Annotated in this window: 17 protein-coding genes and 1 pseudogene; 12 read left to right on the top strand and 6 right to left on the bottom strand. The window is 64.5% G+C overall.

Annotated features, from left to right (window positions below; translation table 11 throughout):
- Positions 1-81: 81 nt before the first annotated feature.
- Positions 82-1440, bottom strand: a complete 1359-nt coding sequence (locus ACIPUD_RS22415) for an aromatic ring-hydroxylating dioxygenase subunit alpha (protein WP_085357720.1) — start codon at positions 1438-1440, stop codon at positions 82-84.
- A 112-nt stretch (positions 1441-1552) separates the two neighbouring features.
- Between ACIPUD_RS22415 and ACIPUD_RS22410 the strand changes: the two genes are divergently transcribed.
- Positions 1553-2338, top strand: coding sequence for an IclR family transcriptional regulator domain-containing protein (locus ACIPUD_RS22410; RefSeq protein WP_085357722.1), 786 nt, complete (start codon positions 1553-1555; stop codon positions 2336-2338).
- A 90-nt stretch (positions 2339-2428) separates the two neighbouring features.
- On the opposite strand, the gene ACIPUD_RS22405 is transcribed toward ACIPUD_RS22410, so the two are convergent.
- Both ACIPUD_RS22405 and ACIPUD_RS22400 read right to left on the bottom strand, forming a co-directional pair.
- Positions 2429-2821 carry a group II truncated hemoglobin gene (locus tag ACIPUD_RS22405; RefSeq protein ID WP_018456047.1) on the bottom strand — a complete coding sequence of 131 codons (393 nt, stop codon included), beginning with the start codon at positions 2819-2821 and terminating at the stop codon, positions 2429-2431.
- Between the two features lie 12 nt (positions 2822-2833).
- Positions 2834-3754: pseudogene (locus tag ACIPUD_RS22400) on the bottom strand (helix-turn-helix transcriptional regulator); the annotation flags it as partial.
- 140 nt (positions 3755-3894) lie between these two features.
- On the opposite strand from ACIPUD_RS22400, the gene ACIPUD_RS22395 reads away from it, so the two are divergent.
- The 4 genes from ACIPUD_RS22395 (at position 3895) to boxB (ending at position 9672) form a co-directional block, all read left to right on the top strand.
- Entirely contained in the window at positions 3895-5436 is a 1542-nt protein-coding gene (locus tag ACIPUD_RS22395; protein WP_085349671.1) for a benzoate-CoA ligase family protein, read from the top strand.
- 52 nt (positions 5437-5488) lie between these two features.
- Positions 5489-6310, top strand: coding sequence for an alpha/beta fold hydrolase (locus ACIPUD_RS22390; RefSeq protein WP_446481552.1), 822 nt, complete (start codon positions 5489-5491; stop codon positions 6308-6310).
- A 72-nt stretch (positions 6311-6382) separates the two neighbouring features.
- Complete coding sequence (gene boxC / locus ACIPUD_RS22385; RefSeq protein WP_446481551.1) at positions 6383-8071, top strand: 2,3-epoxybenzoyl-CoA dihydrolase; 1689 nt, start codon at positions 6383-6385, stop codon at positions 8069-8071.
- Between the two features lie 149 nt (positions 8072-8220).
- Complete coding sequence (gene boxB, locus ACIPUD_RS22380) at positions 8221-9672, top strand: benzoyl-CoA 2,3-epoxidase subunit BoxB (protein ID WP_085349674.1); 1452 nt, start codon at positions 8221-8223, stop codon at positions 9670-9672.
- A 110-nt stretch (positions 9673-9782) separates the two neighbouring features.
- On the opposite strand, the gene ACIPUD_RS22375 is transcribed toward boxB, so the two are convergent.
- Positions 9783-10583 (bottom strand): SDR family oxidoreductase, encoded by an 801-nt coding sequence (locus tag ACIPUD_RS22375; protein WP_377828489.1) that lies wholly within the window; start codon positions 10581-10583, stop codon positions 9783-9785.
- Positions 10584-10709: 126 nt separating this feature from the next.
- Positions 10710-11768 (bottom strand): polysaccharide deacetylase family protein, encoded by a 1059-nt coding sequence (locus ACIPUD_RS22370; RefSeq protein ID WP_085349676.1) that lies wholly within the window; start codon positions 11766-11768, stop codon positions 10710-10712.
- A 164-nt stretch (positions 11769-11932) separates the two neighbouring features.
- Here ACIPUD_RS22370 and ACIPUD_RS22365 point away from each other — a divergent pair, with 164 nt between their 5' ends.
- From ACIPUD_RS22365 to ACIPUD_RS22350, 4 genes are all read left to right on the top strand, one after another.
- Entirely contained in the window at positions 11933-13327 is a 1395-nt protein-coding gene (locus tag ACIPUD_RS22365; protein WP_446481550.1) for an OmpA family protein, read from the top strand.
- Between the two features lie 2 nt (positions 13328-13329).
- Complete coding sequence (locus ACIPUD_RS22360) at positions 13330-13626, top strand: hypothetical protein (RefSeq protein WP_085384937.1); 297 nt, start codon at positions 13330-13332, stop codon at positions 13624-13626.
- A gap of 120 nt (positions 13627-13746) precedes the next feature.
- A complete protein-coding gene (locus ACIPUD_RS22355) occupies positions 13747-14337 on the top strand; it encodes a TetR/AcrR family transcriptional regulator (RefSeq protein WP_368508874.1) in 591 nt (196 codons plus the stop codon).
- Positions 14334-15266, top strand: coding sequence for a haloalkane dehalogenase (locus ACIPUD_RS22350; protein WP_446481549.1), 933 nt, complete (start codon positions 14334-14336; stop codon positions 15264-15266). Before ACIPUD_RS22355 ends, ACIPUD_RS22350 begins: the two co-directional genes overlap by 4 nt.
- A 27-nt stretch (positions 15267-15293) precedes the next feature.
- Here ACIPUD_RS22350 and ACIPUD_RS22345 read toward each other — a convergent pair whose 3' ends face one another.
- Complete coding sequence (locus ACIPUD_RS22345; protein ID WP_018456059.1) at positions 15294-15443, bottom strand: hypothetical protein; 150 nt, start codon at positions 15441-15443, stop codon at positions 15294-15296.
- Positions 15444-15775: 332 nt separating this feature from the next.
- On the opposite strand from ACIPUD_RS22345, the gene ACIPUD_RS22340 reads away from it, so the two are divergent.
- The 3 genes from ACIPUD_RS22340 (at position 15776) to pstS (ending at position 19320) form a co-directional block, all read left to right on the top strand.
- A complete protein-coding gene (locus ACIPUD_RS22340) occupies positions 15776-16831 on the top strand; it encodes a lysylphosphatidylglycerol synthase domain-containing protein (protein ID WP_018456061.1) in 1056 nt (351 codons plus the stop codon).
- Positions 16832-16864: 33 nt separating this feature from the next.
- Positions 16865-18163: an ATP-binding protein gene (locus tag ACIPUD_RS22335; RefSeq protein ID WP_085349681.1), complete on the top strand. Its 1299-nt coding sequence runs from the start codon at positions 16865-16867 to the stop codon at positions 18161-18163.
- A gap of 143 nt (positions 18164-18306) precedes the next feature.
- On the top strand, positions 18307-19320 hold the full coding sequence (pstS, locus tag ACIPUD_RS22330; protein ID WP_085358361.1) for a phosphate ABC transporter substrate-binding protein PstS: 1014 nt from the start codon (positions 18307-18309) through the stop codon (positions 19318-19320).
- The last annotated feature ends 62 nt before the right edge of the window (positions 19321-19382 follow it).

The raw sequence follows: 19382 nt of genomic DNA, 5'->3' as shown, positions 1-19382 counted from the left end.
ACTGGATGCCCCGCTTTCGCGGAGCATGACAGCGGAGAATGTGGAGCCGCCGTCTCGCCTCGCTAGCGGCGAACTGCATTATCACTCCGCCGCCGTCAGGCGATGCACGTTGTCCGCAATCTCCTTCGGCACCGGCGCCGTCCACGGCGCGCTGCGGCGGCGCTTGACGTCGACTTCCATCCAGTAGATCTCCCAGCCTCGGGTCGGCCCGATGCCGTCCATGGTCGCCGGGCCCTGGATCGATCGTGCGGTGGCCTCGTCGAGATGCAGCATCGGCTTCTCGCCGCCTGCGACCTTCTCGATCTCCTGCCGCAGCAGCCGACGGTATTGCACGATCGCCTTGTCGCTCGTGCCGAGGTGCTCCCGGGTGCGGTCCTGGATTGCGCCCATAGACTCCACCGCCCACTGGTCGTGGACGTTGATGTCGGTGCCCATGCCGGTATAGGTCGCCGTCTGCTGCTCGTGCGGGTCGAAGCCGTAATCGTTGGTCCTGTTCTTGCGAGATTTGTAGTCCGGCAGCTCATAGAGCTCGAGCCGCTGGTCGCGCATCTTCTGCTTGTCCACGGGGTTCGAATAACTGGTGAAGATCGCGTACCAGTAGCAGTTCTCGTCGTCGACCGGCACGTGCCACTGTGTGATCGTCATCTCCGTGCTCATGGGAATGACGAAGCCGTGCGGAAAGAGCTGGTTGGTGACGCGCACATGGGTGCGCTCCTCGTCGATCTCGCGCAGTGCGATCAGCCGCAGGCCGTATTCGGTGTGCTCGACATTGATGATCGGGCGATCGTATTCGCGCAAAATCTTCGTCATCGGCAGATCGCTGCCTGCCGATGCGCCCCGGAACTGCTTGCCGTAGGCCGTCGAGGTGTCCTCGTCCTCGAAGAAGCGATGCAGATAGGAGGCGTGCGCGGGGTCGATGCCGACTTCGAGCGCCTGGAGCCAGTTGCAGGCCATATGGCCTTTGAACGCGAAGGTGTGCGTGCCGGGCGCGACGAAGCAGTCGAGCTCGGGAAATGCCGGCGGCTCGCCCTCGCCGAGATAAGCCCAGAGGATGCCGCTCTTCTCCACCACAGGGTAAGAGCGCTGACGGATGTTCTGGCAGAGCTTCGAGTCCTTCGGCTCCGCCGGCGTCTCGATGCACTGCCCGGTGGCGTCGAACAGCCAGCCATGAAAGGCGCAGCGCAGGCCGCCATGCTCGAGCCGTCCGAAGGCGAGATCGGCGCCGCGATGTGCGCAGTGGCGATCGATCAGACCGTAGCGCCCGGTCTCGTCGCGGAACAACACCAGGTTTTCACCGAGCAATCTGACGGGACGGATCGGTCGATCGCCGTCGAGCTCGTCCACCAGCACCGCCGGCTGCCAGTAGCATCGCATCAGCTTCCCGCAGGGGTCCTTCGCACCGGTGCGGGTGATCAGGTCGTTCTGCTCCTGGCTCATCATGGCGAGTGCATCCTTTATGGAGTGGCGTTTGTTCGCCTATTGAACGAATGGGCGAATTATGGCATGCCTTGACGCGGCAGCAAGCACTATTTTGCACGAATGACCCGACACCATGCCCAAGCTGAAGCGACGCGAGAGCGACGAACGTGCGACGGATTTCGTCGAGAGCCTCGATCGCGGGCTGCGCCTGCTGCAATGCTTCGGCATCACGGCCGGCCCGATGACGCTGAGCGATCTCGCCCGTGCCGCTGAGCTTCCCCGCGCCACCGCGCGGCGCATGCTGTTCACGCTCCAGCGCGGCGGCTTCGTCAGTGGCGACGGGAAGCTGTTCTCGCTGACGCCACATGTGCTGACACTCGCCGCGTCGTATCTGCGGTCGAGCCAACTCGTCACGGTCCTGCAACCGGTGCTCGACCGCCTCGCGACAGCGGCCAACGAAATCTCCTCGCTCGCGGTGCTCGACGGCGATGAGGTCGTGTTCATCGCGCGCAGCAGTCCGGCGCGGATGTTCTCGGGCGGATTGGAAATCGGCTACCGGCTTCCGGCCTTCTGCACTTCGGTCGGCCGCGCCATGCTCGGTCAACTCGACGATGCCGAGCTTGCTGCGCGCCTGACGGCGACGAAGCGCGAAGCGCTGACGCCGCAGACGGTAACCGATCCCAAGGTGCTGCTCGCGCGCACCGTCGCCGATCGCGCGCAGGGCTATTCGCTGGTGGACCGCGAGGCCGAGCCGCATTTCCGCTCGATCTCGGTCCCCGTCCGCCGCTACGACGGCGTGATCGTCGCCGCCATTAACATGGGCGCGCACGTCGATCGCGTGCCGGCGCAGGAATTGATCGAGCGATTTTTGCCGCTGTTGCGTGAGGGCGCGGAGGCGGTGCGGTCGCAACTCTTGTAGCCCGGGTGAGCGAAGCGATACCCGGGAAAGTCATCGTGAAGACCCGGATGTCGCTTCGCTCATCCGGGCTACGCGCCCGTGCAAAAATCACTAGCGGTTGCGCATCCAGTCGGCGAGGCCGGACAACGCCTTGTCGAGGTCCTGCCGCGCTGCGGCGTCCACAACCGTCTCCTCCAGCGCACCGCGCATGCAGAGCATCCACGCGTCGCGCTCGGCATCGCCGATGGCAAAGCCGATGTGGCGCTGGCGCAGCCGCGGGTGGCCCTTCTCGACCGAATAGAGTTTCGGGCCGCCGGTCCATTCGGTGAGATAGCGCTTCAGCACATCCCTGATCAGGCCGAGGTCGTCCGCATGCATCGCGCGGATGATCTTCGCCTCCGGCAGCGTATCCATCCGGTCGTAGAAGCGATCGACCAGTCGATCGATCGTGGCGCTGCCGCCGATCCGCTCGAACATGGCGATTGCGACGTCGCTCTCGGTCATGGGAGTTCGGACCTACAGCGCCACGCTGCGCAGCCCGAAGCTGCGCGCTTCGTTCTGCAGCACCGGCCGCACCGCATCAACCAGGCGCGCCGCGGCGGCATCGACGGACAGTCCCGCCGTGTCCACCACCGCCGTCGCGCGCGCATATAGCGGCTCGCGGCTCAAGAGGATGTTGCGCAGCTCCGCCATCGCGGAGCGGTCGTCGGCCATCGGGCGCAAATCGCCTTGGCGGCGGACGCGGGCCATGTGCTCCTCGGGCTCGGCCTTCAGCCAGATCGTGTAGAACGACGACAGGATCTGGTCGAAGGTCAGAGGTTCGGAGACGATGCCGCCGCCGGTCGCCAGCACCATCAGCTCGTGGCGCGCGAGCAGCTGCTGCAGCGCCGCCTGCTCCATGCGGCGAAAGCCTTCCTGGCCGTAGAGCGCGATGATCTCGGCGACCGACAGCCCGTTCTGCTGCTCGATCTCCTTGTTGAGCTCGACAAAGCTCCAGCCGACCTTCTTCGCCAGCATCCGCCCAAGCGTCGATTTGCCGGCGCCGCGCAGGCCGATTAGCGCGATGCCGCAGAACGGCGCGCGCCGCGGCGCGGAGGCGCTGCCGCCTGCGAGCAGATCTTTTGCTTGTGCGACCTGCGCCGGCGTCGCCTTGCGCAGGAGATCGCGAAACATCTGCCAGTCCGGGGTCGGATCGGCCGAGGGAAGCAGGTCTTCGAGATGCGCGCCCATCGCGTCGGAGACGCGGCGCAGCAGCACGATGGAGACGTTGCCCTTGCCGCTTTCGAGCTGCGCGATGTAGCGCTCCGATATTCCTGATACCTTAGCGAGCACCTTGCGCGACATGCCGCGCAGCGCGCGCATGGTGCGCACGCGCTGGCCGAGCTGTTCGAGAAATCGGGATTCGGCGTCGGGACTGTCGGTCATGGACTGCGGATCATGGGCCTGCCTGAGCGGATGTCTTCTTTTAAAGAGGTCCTGCGGCGCGTATTAATGAAACATAGTGCCTGCTGGCATTGACAGCAAGCCGAGGCGGTGTCTTTCTATGAATTATAATTCTAAATTCAGGGGAGAAGTCCGTGAGCGAGGGATCCTATAACGCGGTGACCTGGCTGCTCGACCGGAACGTCGAGGAGGGACGCGGCAACAAGCTCGCCTTCGATGACACCGTCTCACGGCTCACCTATGGCGAGCTCCAGCGCGAAACGCGGCGCGCCGCCAACATGCTGCGCCGGCTCGGGGTCCGCCGCGAAGAGCGCGTGGCCATGATCATGCTGGATACGGTCGACTTCCCGATCGTGTTTCTGGGCGCGATCCGCGCCGGCATCGTGCCGGTGCCGCTCAACACGCTGCTGACATCAGATCAATACGCCTACATCCTCGCCGATTGCCGCGCGCGCGTGCTGTTCGTCTCGGAAGCGCTCTATCCCGTCATCAAGGACGTCGTCGGCCGCATGCCGGATCTGGAGCATGTCGTGGTCTCCGGCGCCAAACAGAACGGCCACAAGCAGCTCGCCGAGGAGATTGCGGACGAGAGCGATCAGTTCACCACCGCCGCCACCCATTCCGACGAGCCGGCATTCTGGCTGTATTCCTCAGGTTCGACCGGCATGCCCAAGGGCGTGCGGCACATCCATTCGAACATGCAGGCGACCGCGGACACTTATGCGAAGCAGGTGCTCGGCATTCGCGAGAACGACGTTTGTCTTTCCGCGGCAAAGCTGTTCTTCGCATATGGCCTCGGCAATGCGTTGACCTTTCCGATGTCGGTCGGCGCCAGCGTGGTGCTCAACAGCGAACGGCCGACGCCCGCACGCATGTTCGACCTGATGAACCGCTACAATCCCTCGATCTTCTACGGCGTGCCGACCCTGTTCGCGGCGATGCTCAACGACGAAGCGATGAAGAGCGAGCGCGGCGGCAAGTCGCTTCGCATCTGCACCTCGGCCGGCGAGGCGCTCCCGGAGTCCGTCGGCAACAGCTGGAGGGCGCGCTTCGGCGTCGATATTCTCGACGGCGTCGGCTCGACCGAGCTGTTGCACATCTTCCTGTCGAACGCGCCCGGCGACATCAAATACGGCTCCTCCGGCAAACCGGTGCCCGGCTATGCGGTGCGGCTTGTCAACGAGGCCGGACAGGATGTCGCCGACGGCGAGGTCGGCGAGCTCCTGGTCGATGCGCCCTCCGCCGGCGAGGGGTACTGGAACCAGCGCCACAAGAGCCGCCGCACGTTCGAGGGGCCGTGGACCCGCACCGGCGACAAATATGTCAGGGATTCCGAGGGCCGCTATACCTTCTGCGGCCGCGCCGACGACATGTTCAAGGTCTCTGGCATCTGGGTCTCGCCCTTCGAGGTCGAGAGCGCGCTGATCACGCATCCCGCCGTGCTGGAAGCTGCCGTCGTGCCCGAAGCCGATCCGGAAGGTCTGCTGAAGCCCAAGGCCTTCGTCGTGCTGCGCCCCGGCGCGACGACGGCGGGCCTGCAGGAGATGCTCAAGGATCACGTCAAGCAGAAGATCGGCCCGTGGAAATATCCGCGCTGGATCGACGTGGTGGATTCCTTGCCCAAGACGGCGACGGGGAAGATCCAGCGGTTCAAGCTGCGGGACGGGGCGAATTGACAACAGGTCGTCATGGCCGGGCTTGACGACGGAGAGAGAAGAGCGACAGAGCATGACCGACCTCGCCCCCACCGGCTTTCTCAGCATCCGCGACGCCAGCCTCGAATACAAATGGCTGGCGCCGCAATCCGCCGATGCACCGACCATCGTCATGCTGCATGAAGGCCTCGGCTCGGTCGGGCTCTGGGGTGACTTCCCCGAGAAGCTGCGAGAGGCGACTTCCGCCGGCATCTTCGTCTATTCGCGCGCGGGCTACGGCCAGTCGAGCAAGGTCGCGCTGCCGCGGCCGCTCGACTACATGCAGCGCGAGGCACTCGACGTGCTGCCGAAGATCCTCGACGCGATCGGCTTCAGGCGTGGCCTGCTGCTCGGCCATTCCGACGGCGCGTCGATCGCGACGATCTATGCCGGCGCGCATCAGGATCATCGCCTGAACGGCCTCGTACTGATCGCGCCGCATTTCATTGTCGAGGACATCTCGGTGAAGTCGATTGCGGACATCAAGACGGCATTTGAGACCACCGACCTGAAGGCAAAGCTCGCGCGCTGGCACACGGACGTCGACAACGCCTTCTACGGCTGGAACGCCGCCTGGCTCGATCCCAAATTCCGCGACTGGGATATCTCGGAATATCTCGCTTATATCCGCGTTCCCGTCCTGATCCTTCAAGGCGTGGACGACCAATACGGGACGCTGCGTCAGGCCGAGATCGCGCAGCACGAATGCTATTGCCCGGTCGATTTGAAAGTCATGTCAGGCGCGGCGCATTCTCCGCATCGCGAAGCTCCGGGAGCGACGCTTCACGCGATTGAGCAATTTGCAGCAGCGGCCCTAGGAGAGGGCATGCAACAAAATGCATGTATGGGCCGTTAAAGTCTAGACGCGCGCAACAATATGCATTATTGTGCATCTAACGGTAAACCAAGACGAACTCAAGGGTGGCCCATGGCCGAGGAAGATCGGCGCCTCGCAGGCGGCGCGACATTCATCGATTTCCAGACCGAGCCGTCCCGCTACCGGCACTGGAAGCTCGCGGTTGACGGTGACGTCGCCACCCTGACCATGGACGTCGACGAGAATGGCGGCCTGTTCGAGGGCTATCTGCTCAAGCTTAATTCCTACGATCTGGGCGTCGACATCGAGCTTGCCGACGCGGTCCAACGCCTGCGCTTCGAGCACCCCGAGGTGAAGGTCGTGGTGATGCGCTCGGCCAAGAACCGCGTGTTCTGCGCCGGCGCCAACATCCGCATGCTCGCCGGCTCGACGCATGCCCACAAGGTCAATTTCTGCAAGTTCACCAACGAGACCCGCAACGGCATGGAAGACTCGTCGGAGAATTCCGGCCAGCGCTTTATCACCGTCGTGAACGGCTCGGCCGCCGGCGGCGGCTATGAGCTCGCGCTCGCCACCGACTACATCATGCTTGCCGATGACGGCGCGTCCGCCGTCGCCTTGCCCGAAGTGCCGCTGCTGGCGGTGCTGCCGGGCACCGGCGGCCTCACGCGTGTGGTCGACAAGCGCAAGGTGCGCCGCGATCACGCCGATTTCTTCTGCACCATCGAAGAAGGCGTGAAGGGCAAGCGCGCCGTGCAATGGCGCCTGGTCGACGAGATCGCGCCGAACAGCAAGCTCGAAGGCAAGGTTGCCGAGCGCGCCAGGGAATTCGCCCAGGCCTCGAAGCGCAAGGGCAGCGGCAAGGGCATCGCGCTGACGCCGCTCAAGCGCATCATCGATGAGACGAGCATCCGCTACGGCTTTGTCACCGTCGACGTCGACCGCGCCGCCCGCATCGCCACGATCTCGATCAAGGCGCCTGAAGCCGCGCCGCCCGCCGATATCGACGGGATGATGGCGCAGGGTGTCGCGTTCTGGCCGCTCCAGGTCGCGCGCGAACTCGACGACGCCATCCTGCATCTGCGCATCAACGAACTCGAGACCGCCATGCTGGTGTTCAAGAGCCACGGCGGCCGCGCCCATGTGCTCGCCTGCGACGCCTTCCTCGAAGCCAACAAGGCGCACTGGCTGGTCAACGAAATCAGGCACTACTGGAAGCGCGTCTTGAAGCGCATCGACGTCACCTCGCGCACGCTGGTGACGCTGGTCGAGCCCGGCTCCTGCTTCGCCGGCACGCTCGCCGAGCTCGTCTTCGCCGCCGACCGCTCCTACATGCTGATCGGCACGCGCCAGGGCGACAACCGCCCGCCACCGTCGATCGAACTGTCAGCGATGAATTTTGGCCCGTATCCGATGAGCCATGGCCTGACGCGGCTTCAGTCGCGCTTCCAGGCCGATCCGTCCGATGTGGAACGCGCGGAAGCCACGATGGGCACCGCGCTGGACGCCGAGCAGGCCGAAGAGCTCGGTCTCGTCACATTCGCACTCGACGACATCGACTGGGACGACGAGGTCCGCGTGTTTCTGGAGGAACGCGCCAGCTTCTCGCCCGACAGCCTCACCGGCATGGAAGCCAACCTGCGCTTCGTCGGCCCCGAGACGATGGAATCGAAAATCTTCTCGCGCCTCACCGCGTGGCAGAACTGGATCTTCCAGCGCCCGAACGCGGTCGGCGAGGAAGGCGCGCTGCGCCGCTACGGCACCGGCCAGAAGCCGAAATTCGATATGACGCGAGTGTGACGACATTTGCTGCGTCGTGGCCGGGCAAAAGCGCGAAGCGCGTCTTCGTACAGAATGTCCCGGCCATCCACGTCCTTGGCTGAGCAAGCAAGAACGTGGGTGCCCAGCACAAGGCCGGGCATGACGAAAGAAATCCAAGGAGCACGGCCATGAACGTGAACATCATGAACGTCGACTACTCGACCAAGATTCCGAACAACGTCAATTTGGCCGAAGACCGCCAGGTGCTCAAGGCGCTGGAAGGCTGGCATCCCGGCTACATGGACTGGTGGAAAGACATGGGGCCGGAAGGCTTCCAGGAATCGCTGGTGTACTTGCGCACCGCCTATTCGGTCGATCCGCGCGGCTGGGCCAAGTTCGACTACGTGCGGATGCCCGAGTATCGCTGGGGCATTCTCCTTGCTCCCCAGGAAGAGAACCGCGTCGTGCCGTTCGGCGAGCATTTTGGGGAGCCGGCCTGGCAGGAAGTCCCAGGCGAGTATCGCGCCATGCTGCGCCGTCTGATCGTGATCCAGGGCGACACCGAGCCTGCCTCGGTCGAGCAGCAGCGCCACCTCGGCAAGACCGCGCCCTCGCTGTACGACATGCGCAATCTGTTCCAGGTCAATGTCGAGGAAGGCCGTCACCTCTGGGCGATGGTGTACCTGCTGCAAAAGTACTTTGGTCGCGACGGACGTGAAGAGGCCGACGATTTGTTGCGCCGCCGCTCGGGCGACGCCGACTCGCCGCGCATGCTGGGCGCCTTCAACGAGGCGACGCCGGACTGGCTGTCCTTCTTCATGTTCACCTACTTCACCGACCGCGACGGCAAGATGCAGCTGCACTCGCTTGCGCAGTCCGGCTTCGATCCCCTGTCGCGCACCTGCCGCTTCATGCTGACGGAAGAAGCGCACCACATGTTCGTCGGCGAGACCGGCATTACCCGCGTCGTGCAGCGCACCTGCGATGCGATGCGCGAAGCCGGCATCACCGATCCCACCGACATCGCGAAGGTCCGCGCGCTCGGCGTGATCGACCTGCCGACCATTCAGAAGAAGCTGAACCTGCACTATACGCTGTCGCTCGATCTGTTTGGCTCGGAAGTCTCGACCAACGCGGCGAACGCCTTCAACACCGGCATCAAGGGTCGCTATCACGAGACCCAGATCGACGACGATCATCAGCTCAAGAACGCCACCTATCCGGTGCTGAAGTTCATCGACGGTGAGATCAAGCTCGTCGACGAGCCGGCGCTGACCGCGCTCAACATGCGCCTGCGCGACGATTACAGCCAGGATTGCGTCAAGGGCATGCTGCGCTGGAACAAGGTGATCTCGACCGCGGGCTACCAGTTTCAGCTCAAGCTGCCCAACGTCGCCTTCCACCGCCATATCGGCGAGTTCAAGGGCATCCACGCGACGCCCGACGGAATTTTGATCGACGATGCCACCTGGGCGAAGCGCAAGGACGAATGGCTGCCCTCGACCGCGGACGGCGACTTCATCACCTCGCTGATGCAGCCCGTCACCGAGACCGGCCAGTTCGCCTCCTGGATCTCACCGCCGAAAGTCGGCATCGATAACAAGCCCGGCGATTTCGAATATGTGAGGATCGAGTCGTAAGGGCCGCCAGCGAGGCGCGACGGCCGCGCTACATACTCACCTGTCGTCCCGGCGAAGGCCGGGACTACACCGGAGTGTGAGGTGAGGGCGTCGTGCTGACGCGCCCCCGCCTACCCCGCGATCTCCAGCCCCGCGTTCGCGTACACCACGCCGCCATCCACCGCGATGGTGTTGCCGACCACGTAGTCACCCGCGCGCGAGGCGAGATAGATCGCCACGCCGGCCATGTCCTCGTCGGTTCCGATCCGCCGCGCCGGAATGCGCTTGGCGACCTCGTCCGAATGGTCGCGCGCAGCCCGGTTCATGTCGGACTTGAACGCGCCGGGCGCGATCGCGGTGACGTTGACGTTGTCCTTGATCAGTTTCGTCGCCATGCGCCGCGTCAAATGGATCACCGCGGCCTTGCTCGCGGCATAGGAGTAGGTCTCGCCGGGATTGACGAAAATGCCGTCAACCGAGGCGATGTTGATGACCTTGGCGGGCCGCTCATGCGAAGCCGCCGCGCGCAGCGGCTTGGCCAGCGCCTTGGTCAGGAAGAACAGCGACTTGACGTTGAGGTCCATCACCTTGTCCCAGCCGCTTTCGGGGAATTCGTCGAACTCCGCGCCCCAGGCAGCCCCTGCATTGTTGACGAGGATGTTGAGCTTCGGCTCCAGCTTGATGATTTCGCCAGCGAGCCTGTCGCAGCCGTCGACGGTCGAGATGTCGATCGGCAGCGCGATGCACTCACCGTCATATCGGCCTGACAGCTCTCTCGCGGTGGCCTCGCAAGGTCCTGCCTTGCGCGCGGTGATGTAGACCTTCGCGGCTCCCGCGCTGAGAAATCCCGCCGCGATCATCTTGCCGATGCCGCGCGAACCACCGGTCACCAGCGCGACGCGGCCTTTGAGCGAGAACAGATCGTTGAACATGGTGCCTCCCTTGGTGTTTGGCGACGTTTTGAGCGGGGTAGGGAGGGGAGTCAAGGAAAGCGCCGCATCGTCGTCCTGGCTTTCGCCATGACGACGTCCGAGTTCGGGCAGCCAAGACGGAGAGATTTAAGCCGCCGCGATCCTGCGGAAGCCGTTCCACATCGCGGTCGCGGCGCCCGAGGTCAGCACCGGCAGAATCCGCGTGTCCTGGTAATTGCCGTTGAGCGAGACCCGTGGCAGCGCCGTCATGCGGCCGGCGTTTTCGGCGAACAGCATGCCGGGCCGCGTCGTCACCGCGGTCTTGAAGCCGGCGGATGCAGCGAGCACGAATTCACGCTCGCCCGCCGCCTCGCGATCGCCATAGGGATAGGCCAGATGTTGAACGTTGCGGCCGAGCGCCTGCTCGATCCGCGCGCGGCTCACGGCCATCTCCTGCGTGGCGATCGCTTCGCTTTGCTTGGCGAGATTGCAATGGCTGACGGAATGCGCGCCGATCGTGACCAGGGGATCGGCGGCAAATGTCTTCACCTCGTCCCAGGACAGGCAGAGGCTGCGGCACAGCGCGGCCATGTCGACGCCGTACTTCGTGCAGAGCGCCTCGATCTCGCGCTTGAGATCGTGCTCGCCGGGCAGTGCGCGCAACCAGTCGTGCAGGCGATCGAAGGCCACCTGCTTGGCGGCTGGCGTCGTCGCATCGAGCCGCAGCGCGGCATTGCCAATCGTCACCTCGATCTGCTCGGTCTTGGCGATCACGGCCTCCAGCGCCTCCCACCACAGCCGGCCCGTCCCCTCCGCGAAATCGCTGGCGACATAGACCGCCAAGGGCGCGTCAAATTCGCGCAGAACTGGCAGCGCAAAATCGAGATTGTCGCGATAGCCATCGTCGAGCGTGAAGGCGGCGAAGCGGCGGTCGAACCGGCGCCGCACCAGCCGCTCATGCAGCTCGTCCATGCTGACGATGTCGATCTCGCGCGCGCGCAGGTGGCGCAGTGTGGCACGCAGGAATTCGGGGGTGACTTCGAGATGCCGGTTCGGCTGGAACGCCGCGCCGCGGGCCGGCCGCACGTGATGCAGCATGAATATGGCGCCGACGCCCGACAAAAGCGGGCGCAACAGGTGGTGGGCGCCGCTGAAATAGAGTGCTTCCAGCCCGGCGCGGATGACGTTGTTACGGAGTTGTTTCATGACCCGCTGGCGGACTTTGGCATTCCGCTTTCAACTTACGGAAGAACCCTTGAAGAAAAAGTTATTCCAATTGTCCAGGCCCGGCCTTCGGAAGGGCGTCATTTCCGGTTTGACAGCCTGCCAAGGGTTTGTTTTGTCTCCGGTTCCAGAGTTCGGGTCGTCGAATGCACAAGCTTTTCAGGTGGGCCAGCAAATGGTGGCCGGGGCTGATCCCCCTGGCCGTCATGTGGGGATTTGCGGCCTGGAATAACACTTTGCCGGTCGAGGCGGACCTTTCCGCCCGCAGCTCGGCGGCGCTAAAGGATACCGTTCTGGACAAGACCCGGATCGCGGTGGATGGCCGCGACGTCAGCCTGGCTGCGGACGCGTTTTCCGAGGAGGGGCGCCGCGACGCCGTTGTGGCGGTCGAGACCGTCCCCGGCGTGCGCCTGGTCGACGACCGGACCCGCCTCGTGCCCGAGGCAAAGCCCTTCGTCTGGAACGCCGAACGCGACGTGGTGCGGGTGACGCTGTCGGGCTCCGCGCCGCTGCCGTCGATGAAGGGCCGCCTGACCGAGGCGGCCCGCAAGGAGGTCGGCGGCACCGAGGTGGTCGATCAGATGGGTTTGGCGCGCGGCGCACCGCCGCGGTTCGAGGCGGCTGCGATGCTGCTGCTCGACCAGATCGGCAAGCTCAAGGACGGCAAGATCACGATCACAGACACCAAAGTCACTCTGTCGGGGATGGCGCGCGATCTCGGCGGCCGCGAAGCGGTCGCAGCGGCACTTAAAAACCTGCCCGAGGGCTTTTCGATCGCCGCCAACGACGTCAAGGCGCCGCCTTACGTGTTCCAGGCTTACAAGGATCCGGTGGCTGCGACGGTGACGCTGACCGGCTATGTTCCCGACAACAATGTCCACGCGGCCATCGCCACCAGTGCGTCGCGGAAATTCTTCAACGAAAAGGTCGTCGACAATCTCAAGGCCAGCGTCGGCGCGCCCGGCTCGTTCAGCCCCGCCGTGGTCGCAGCGCTCGGCGCGCTGTCGCGACTGTCGACCGGCACGCTCGTCGTGTCCGACCGCGAGGTGAAGCTGTCGGGCGATGCGCTCTATGAAGGTGCCGCCAACGACATCCGCGCAGGCCTCGGCAAGGATTTTCCGAAAAACTGGCAGTACAAGCCGGAGATCACGGTGAAGCCCGCGGCCGGGCCGGTCGACGGCACCGTGTGCCAGCAATTGTTCTCCGAACTCTTGGCCAAGGCCAAGATTCGCTTCGGGGCGAAGCGCGCCGAGATCGATCCGGATTCCGCCGGCATTCTCGATCATCTGATCGAGACGGCATTGCGATGCCCCACCACCAATATCGAGGTCGCCGGGCATACCGATGCCGACGGCGAGGATTCCTTCAACCAGGCACTCTCGGAGAAGCGCGCGCAGGCGGTGATCGACTATCTGGTCAAGGCCGGCCTGCCTGCCAACCGGTTCACCGCGGTCGGCTACGGCAGCACGCAGCCAGTCGCCGGCAATGACAGCGAAGACGCCAAGGCGCAGAACCGCCGCATCGAATTTCTGGTGAGGTGACGATGCCCTATCTCGTCTCGTTCCATCTGGGCTGGCTGATCGGCTCGCTGCTGCTCGGCTTCTGCATGGGCTGGATCTCGGTGGTCCAGCGCGGCAACGGCACCTCGAAGGTGACCGCGCGCTGGCTCGCCGTGCTTGTTGCCGGCCTGGTCGCGGCCTCGTTCGCGCATGTGGTCCCCGGTCGCTTCGGCTACTGGCTCGACCTCGGCCTGACCATGTTCGGCTGCTACCTCGTCGGCGCCGCCATCGGCGCCTGGCTGCGCGATCGGGTGGTCGCACGCAGCATGCCGCCGGCCTGAGCGGCTGAGCTGAGAGGCAAACGCGCGCCCGCTATCGCGCTCATCACTTGCTCCGCCATCAGGTTTCAAGGGCAAGGGCGGGGCGCTTGACATTAATACGTACGTGCGTATTATTTCGCCATGCCAAAGCCCTCGCTCAAAGACGCCATTCTCGACGCCGGCCTGAAGGTCATGTTTCGGACCGGCTATCACGGCACCAGCGTGCGCGACGTCACCACTGCTGCGGGCGCGCCGCAGGGGTCCTTCACCAATCATTTCCGCTCCAAGGAAGCGTTCGCCTCCGAGGTGCTCGACCGCTATTTCGATCTCACCAGGAGCTTGGTCGCGGAGGCATTGCAGGATGTCTCGCTGAGCCCCCGCGCACGGCTCAAGCGCTACCTCGACGTCATCACGGGCAGGCTGGAAGCCGACGGCTTTGGTCGCGGCTGCCTGATCGGCGATCTCAGTCTGGAAGCGACCGGCAGCAGCGAGATGCTGCGCGTGCGCCTCGCCGACATCTTTGCCGAATGGCGCGTGCCGTTCGCCGCCTGCATCGCCGAGGCGCAGACCCGCGGCGAGATCGCATCCGATTTCGAGCCCGAGGAGCTCGCAGACTTCCTGCTCGCGTCCTGGCAGGGCGCGATCCTGCGCATGAAGGTCGACCGCAATCCCAAAGCGCTCGAACGTTTCAAGAGCATCGCATTCCAAACCGTGTTCAAGGAGCTGACATGACCAAGCAGATCGACATCAAGATTCGCAAAGCGTCCGTCCTCGGAAGCAGCATGGCCTATCGTGAGGCAGGCGCGCAGAACGCGCCGGTCGCGCTCTTCTTGCACGGCAATCCGACGTCCTCGCACATCTGGCGCAACATCATGCCGTTGGTGTCACCGGTCGCGCATTGCCTCGCGCCCGACAACATCGGCTTCGGTCAGTCCGACAAGCCCGACATCGCGTACCGCTTCTTCGATCACGTCCGCTATCTCGATGCCTTCATCGAACAGCGCGGCATTACGTCGGCCTATCTCATTGCGCAGGATTGGGGCACAGCGCTCGCATTTCATCTTGCGGCGCGCCGGCCGGATTTCGTGCGCGGGCTCGCCTTCATGGAGTTCATCCGTCCGATGCCGACCTGGCAGGACTTCCACGACACCGAGGTTGCCGCGGAGCAGGAGCATGCCGAGGCGGCGCGGGCGGCCTTCCGCAAATTCAGGACGCCGGGCGAGGGCGAGGCGATGATCCTCGAGGCGAATGCCTTCGTCGAGCGTGTGCTGCCGGGCGGCATCGCCCGCAAGCTCAGCGATGACGAGATGGCGCCCTATCGCGCGCCGTTTCCAACACCAGAGAGCCGCCGGCCCGTTCTTGCACTTCCGCGCGAACTGCCGATCGCAGGCGAGCCCGCTGACGTTTATCAGGCTCTGCAGTCCGCGCATGCAGCGCTGGCCGCGTCGTCCTATCCAAAGCTCCTGTTCACCGGCGAGCCCGGAGCTCTGGTCTCACCGGAATTTGCCGAACGGTTTGCAGCCTCCCTGAAGCACTGCGCGCTGGTTCGTCTCGGCGCCGGCCTGCATTTCCTCCAGGAGGATCACCCCGAGGCGATCGGGCGCTCCGTCGCCGGCTGGATCGCGGGCATCGAGGCAGTGCGCCCGCAGCTTGCGGCCTGAGCAGAACGCTACCTCCGAACGACGTGCTCATCGCGGCCGCTGGCGGGCGGCCGCAATGACGTCTGTGATGTCGCAGTGCAACCGGATGATCGAGCGCGAGCCGTCGGCCACGTAATCGTGCGCGCCGCAGCGGCCGCGCGCGGCGCGACCCTCTTTCAACAGCGAAATCCCGCCCATAGATTGATTTCGACTTAAGCCGTGACGGAACATTGTATGGCCGAAATCATCAAAACTTCATGGCGTCTGCGCCAGGATGGCCATGGAGATTCGCGTCAGGCTTGCCGCCGAAAGCGCCAAACCGTGCATCAGGAGCCCGCAACCTGCCTAAAACCTTGAAGCCACGACTTTTTGTTCGAATTGTCGAATTCCACTCCGCCCCAAAACGCGCTAGTGGAGGGGCAGGGGGCATGCGCGATGCCGGAGCCGCCGGCGAGGATTCGTCGGGTGCCTGCGTGTCGTCCGCCTGTTCGCCGGCCACCCTGGCCGCTGAAGCGTTGTTCGAGGTTTAGATGCTGGAAGCCATACGCAGGGCGATGTCGTTTCTGCGCCAGAAGCAAATCCTGCATAAGCTTGGAGTTGTGATCAGCGTCGCGGTCATCGGCATCGCTTGCTATGTGCTCTACCACATGCTGCGCGGCATCGATGTCAACGAAGTCCTCGAAGCGATCAAGAGTACCGAGCCGAGCCAGATCGCGATGGCGGCGCTGTTCGTCGCTGCGGGCTATTTCACGCTGACCTTCTACGACCTGTTCGCCGTGCGCGCGATCGGCCATCCCCACGTGCCCTATCGGATTAACGCGCTCGCTGCCTTCACCAGCTATTCGATCGGCCACAATGTCGGCGCCAGCGTCTTCACCGGCGGCGCGGTGCGCTACCGCATCTATTCCGCCTACGGCCTGAACGCGATCGACGTCGCAAAGATCTGTTTCCTCGCGGGCCTGACCTTCTGGCTCGGCAATGCCGCGGTGCTGGGCCTCGGCATCTCCTATCATCCGGAAGCCGCGGCCTCGATCGACATGCTTCCGCCCTGGCTGAACCGGATGCTGGCGATGATGATCATCGTCGGACTGGTCGCTTACGTGGTCTGGGTCTGGACCCAGCCGCGCATGGTCGGCCGCGGGCCCTGGACCGTGATGCTGCCGGGCGGCCCGCTGACGCTGCTCCAGATCGCGATCGGCATCATCGATCTCGGCTTCTGCGCGCTCGCGATGTACGTGCTGGTCCCTGACGAGCCCAATCTCGGTTTCGTGGTGGTCGCGGTGATCTTCGTCTCGGCCACGCTGCTCGGCTTTGCCAGCCATTCGCCCGGAGGCCTTGGCGTGTTCGACGCGGCGATGCTGGTCGGGCTCTGGCAGATGGACCGCGAGGAGCTGCTGGGCGGGATGCTGCTGTTCCGCGTCCTCTATTATCTGTCCCCTTTCGTCATTTCTGTAATCTTGCTGACGTTTCGCGAAGTTATCATCGGCGCGCGATCGAAGCGCCTGCAGCAGGCGGCGCTCAAGCTCGACCCCGGCCCCGCGCCTGAAGCCGCTTACGTGAGAAAGCGCAGCGACAGCGGCGCCTGACCGGCGCAAGGCCTTTTGGAGAAGCCCGCCCCGATGGCGATCGACGCCCCAACTTCTCCCTCCTCCCCGCCCTGGTCCGACCGGCTGCGGCACTCGACCGTCATCCTGATCGCCGCGGCGCTCGCGCTATCCGTGGTGGTCTCGCTGGGGGAATTATCGGCGCTGCATGCGATTGCGGTGTTCCTCTGCATCGCGGCCGCAGCGCTGATCCCGTGGCGCCTGCACGATACCGCCGCCTCGCGCGAAGAGACCCGCCGCGTCAACCCGGTCGAGAGCGCGGCGGTCGCCGCAGTGGTCGCCGGCATGCCCGATCCCGCGGTCCTGCTCGACCGCGCCGGCCGCGTCATCCATCTCAACGCCGCAGCCGCCCAGCTCGCGCCGGCACTGCGCCGGAATGAGCTCGCCCAGTTCGCGCTGCGCTCGCCCGAGATCATCACGGCGCTGCGCGAGTCGATCGCGACCACCGAGCCGCGGCGCGCGACCTATCTCGACCATGTCCCGGTCGACCGCTGGATGGAGCTGACCATCACGCCGGTGCCGGTGCCGACCACCTTTGGCGGCGCCGACAAATGCATGCTGATGACCTTTCACGACCAGACGCCGCTGCGCCGGGTCGAGGAAATGCGGGCCGATTTCGTCGCCAATGCCAGCCACGAGCTGCGCACGCCGCTGGCCGCGCTGTCCGGCTTCATCGACACGCTCCAGGGCCAAGCCAAGGAGGATCCCAAGGCGCGCGAGCGCTTCCTCGGCATCATGCACAACCAGGCCACCCGGATGGCGCGCCTGATCGACGATCTCTTGTCGCTGTCGCGGGTGGAGCTGTCGGCCCATGTGCGGCCCGACACCCTGGTCGACCTGCTGCCGATCATCTTGCAGGTCGCCGATGGGCTCGAACCGCTGGCGCGGGAACGCCAGGTCGAGGTCGAGACCCAGCTGCCCGAGACCCCGGTGCTGATCGCGGGGGACCGCGAGGAGTTGCTCCGCCTGTTCGAGAATTTGATCGAGAACGCGCTCAAATACGGCGCCTCCGGTGGACGCATTATCGTGTCGCTGATATCAGGCGCGGCCCCTGATGGAACTCAGGAAATCCGGGTGCTGGTCCGGGATTTCGGCCCCGGCATCGCGCCGGAGCACCTGCCGCGGCTGACCGAGCGCTTCTACCGGGTCGATGTCGGCGACAGCCGCTCGCAGGGCGGCACCGGCCTGGGATTGTCGCTGGTGAAACATATTCTTAACCGTCATCGCGGCCGGCTTTTGATCGAAAGCGTGCCCAAACAGGGCGCCACTTTCACCGCCTGTTTTCCCCAGGGCAAGCCTGCGGCTCTGAGCTAAATTCCAGCGATTTCAGCTGCTTAACACTGTCATCCGACTGTCACCAAACCTTCGTAAAAGCTCAGCTGTCCGCTCCTAAAGGGGCGGCACGGGGAGCGCGATCGGGCGCGGATGGCGCTTCGCTCCCCTGTATGGAGACCAGCATGAATTTCCTCAAAACACTCGTCGCTGCTGGCATGGTCGCCGCATCGACGACGGCGGCCTTTGCTGCCGACATCACCGGAGCCGGCGCGACGTTCCCGTTCCCGATCTATTCCAAATGGGCCGACGCCTACAAGAAGGAGACCGGCAACGGTCTGAACTACCAGTCGATCGGCTCCGGCGGCGGCATTAAGCAGATCCAGGCCAAGACCGTGACCTTCGGCGCCAGCGATGCGCCGCTCAAGGCCGAGCAGCTCGAGAAGGACGGCCTCGTCCAGTGGCCGATGGTGATGGGTGCCATCGTGCCCGTCGTCAACATCGAGGGCGTGAAGCCCGGTGAACTGGTGTTCGACGGCGAGACGCTGGCCAGCATCTATCTCGGCAAGATCACCAAATGGGACGACGCCGCGATCAAGAAGCTCAACCCGAACGTGAAGCTGCCCTCGGAGGCCATCACCGTGGTCCGCCGTTCGGACGGTTCGGGCACCACCTTCAACTTCACCAACTACCTCGCCAAGGCCAGCGCGGATTGGAAGAGCAAGGTCGGTGAGGGTACCGCGGTCGAGTGGCCGGTCGGCGTCGGCGCCAAGGGCAATGAAGGCGTGTCCGGCAACATCAGCCAGACCAAGAACTCGATTGGCTATGTCGAGTACGCCTATGCCAAGCAGAACAAGCTGACCTACACCGGTCTCATCAACAAGGCCGGCAAGCCTGTGCAGCCCACCGTCGAAGCCTTCCAGGCGGCCGCCTCCAACGCCGACTGGGCCAAGGCTCCCGGCTACTACGTCATCCTGACCGACCAGCCCGGCGAGAAATCCTGGCCGATCACGGCGGCGACCTTCATCCTCATGCACAAGGACGCCACCGACAAGGCGGCCTCGCAGGAAGCCATCAAGTTCTTCCGCTGGGCCTTCAAGAGCGGCGGCAAGGCGGCTGAAGAGCTCGACTACATCCCGATGCCGGATCCGGTCGTTCAGCTGATCGAGAAGACCTGGGCTGCCGACATCAAGAGCTAGGTTCGCGACGCTCGTGCCCCCGGATGCGCTGCGCTGCATCCGGGGCACGGACCAACAAAAAA

The sequence above is a fragment of the Bradyrhizobium sp. CAR08 genome (genome assembly GCF_052871955.1).
This window is presented reverse-complemented; position numbering and strand designations above follow the sequence as displayed.

What these genes read in the sequence shown, in the direction of transcription:
- ACIPUD_RS22415 (WP_085357720.1), bottom strand. Translation starts at nt 1,440, where the DNA reads ATGATGAGCCAGGAGCAGAACGACCTGATCACCCGCACCGGTGCGAAG.
- ACIPUD_RS22410 (WP_085357722.1), top strand. Translation starts at nt 1,553, where the DNA reads ATGCCCAAGCTGAAGCGACGCGAGAGCGACGAACGTGCGACGGATTTC.
- ACIPUD_RS22405 (WP_018456047.1), bottom strand. Translation starts at nt 2,821, where the DNA reads ATGACCGAGAGCGACGTCGCAATCGCCATGTTCGAGCGGATCGGCGGC.
- ACIPUD_RS22390 (WP_446481552.1), top strand. Translation starts at nt 5,489, where the DNA reads ATGACCGACCTCGCCCCCACCGGCTTTCTCAGCATCCGCGACGCCAGC.
- boxC (WP_446481551.1), top strand. Translation starts at nt 6,383, where the DNA reads ATGGCCGAGGAAGATCGGCGCCTCGCAGGCGGCGCGACATTCATCGAT.
- boxB (WP_085349674.1), top strand. Translation starts at nt 8,221, where the DNA reads ATGAACGTGAACATCATGAACGTCGACTACTCGACCAAGATTCCGAAC.
- ACIPUD_RS22375 (WP_377828489.1), bottom strand. Translation starts at nt 10,583, where the DNA reads ATGTTCAACGATCTGTTCTCGCTCAAAGGCCGCGTCGCGCTGGTGACC.
- ACIPUD_RS22370 (WP_085349676.1), bottom strand. Translation starts at nt 11,768, where the DNA reads ATGAAACAACTCCGTAACAACGTCATCCGCGCCGGGCTGGAAGCACTC.
- ACIPUD_RS22365 (WP_446481550.1), top strand. Translation starts at nt 11,933, where the DNA reads ATGCACAAGCTTTTCAGGTGGGCCAGCAAATGGTGGCCGGGGCTGATC.
- ACIPUD_RS22360 (WP_085384937.1), top strand. Translation starts at nt 13,330, where the DNA reads ATGCCCTATCTCGTCTCGTTCCATCTGGGCTGGCTGATCGGCTCGCTG.
- ACIPUD_RS22355 (WP_368508874.1), top strand. Translation starts at nt 13,747, where the DNA reads ATGCCAAAGCCCTCGCTCAAAGACGCCATTCTCGACGCCGGCCTGAAG.
- ACIPUD_RS22350 (WP_446481549.1), top strand. Translation starts at nt 14,334, where the DNA reads ATGACCAAGCAGATCGACATCAAGATTCGCAAAGCGTCCGTCCTCGGA.
- ACIPUD_RS22345 (WP_018456059.1), bottom strand. Translation starts at nt 15,443, where the DNA reads ATGGGCGGGATTTCGCTGTTGAAAGAGGGTCGCGCCGCGCGCGGCCGC.
- ACIPUD_RS22340 (WP_018456061.1), top strand. Translation starts at nt 15,776, where the DNA reads ATGCTGGAAGCCATACGCAGGGCGATGTCGTTTCTGCGCCAGAAGCAA.
- ACIPUD_RS22335 (WP_085349681.1), top strand. Translation starts at nt 16,865, where the DNA reads ATGGCGATCGACGCCCCAACTTCTCCCTCCTCCCCGCCCTGGTCCGAC.
- pstS (WP_085358361.1), top strand. Translation starts at nt 18,307, where the DNA reads ATGAATTTCCTCAAAACACTCGTCGCTGCTGGCATGGTCGCCGCATCG.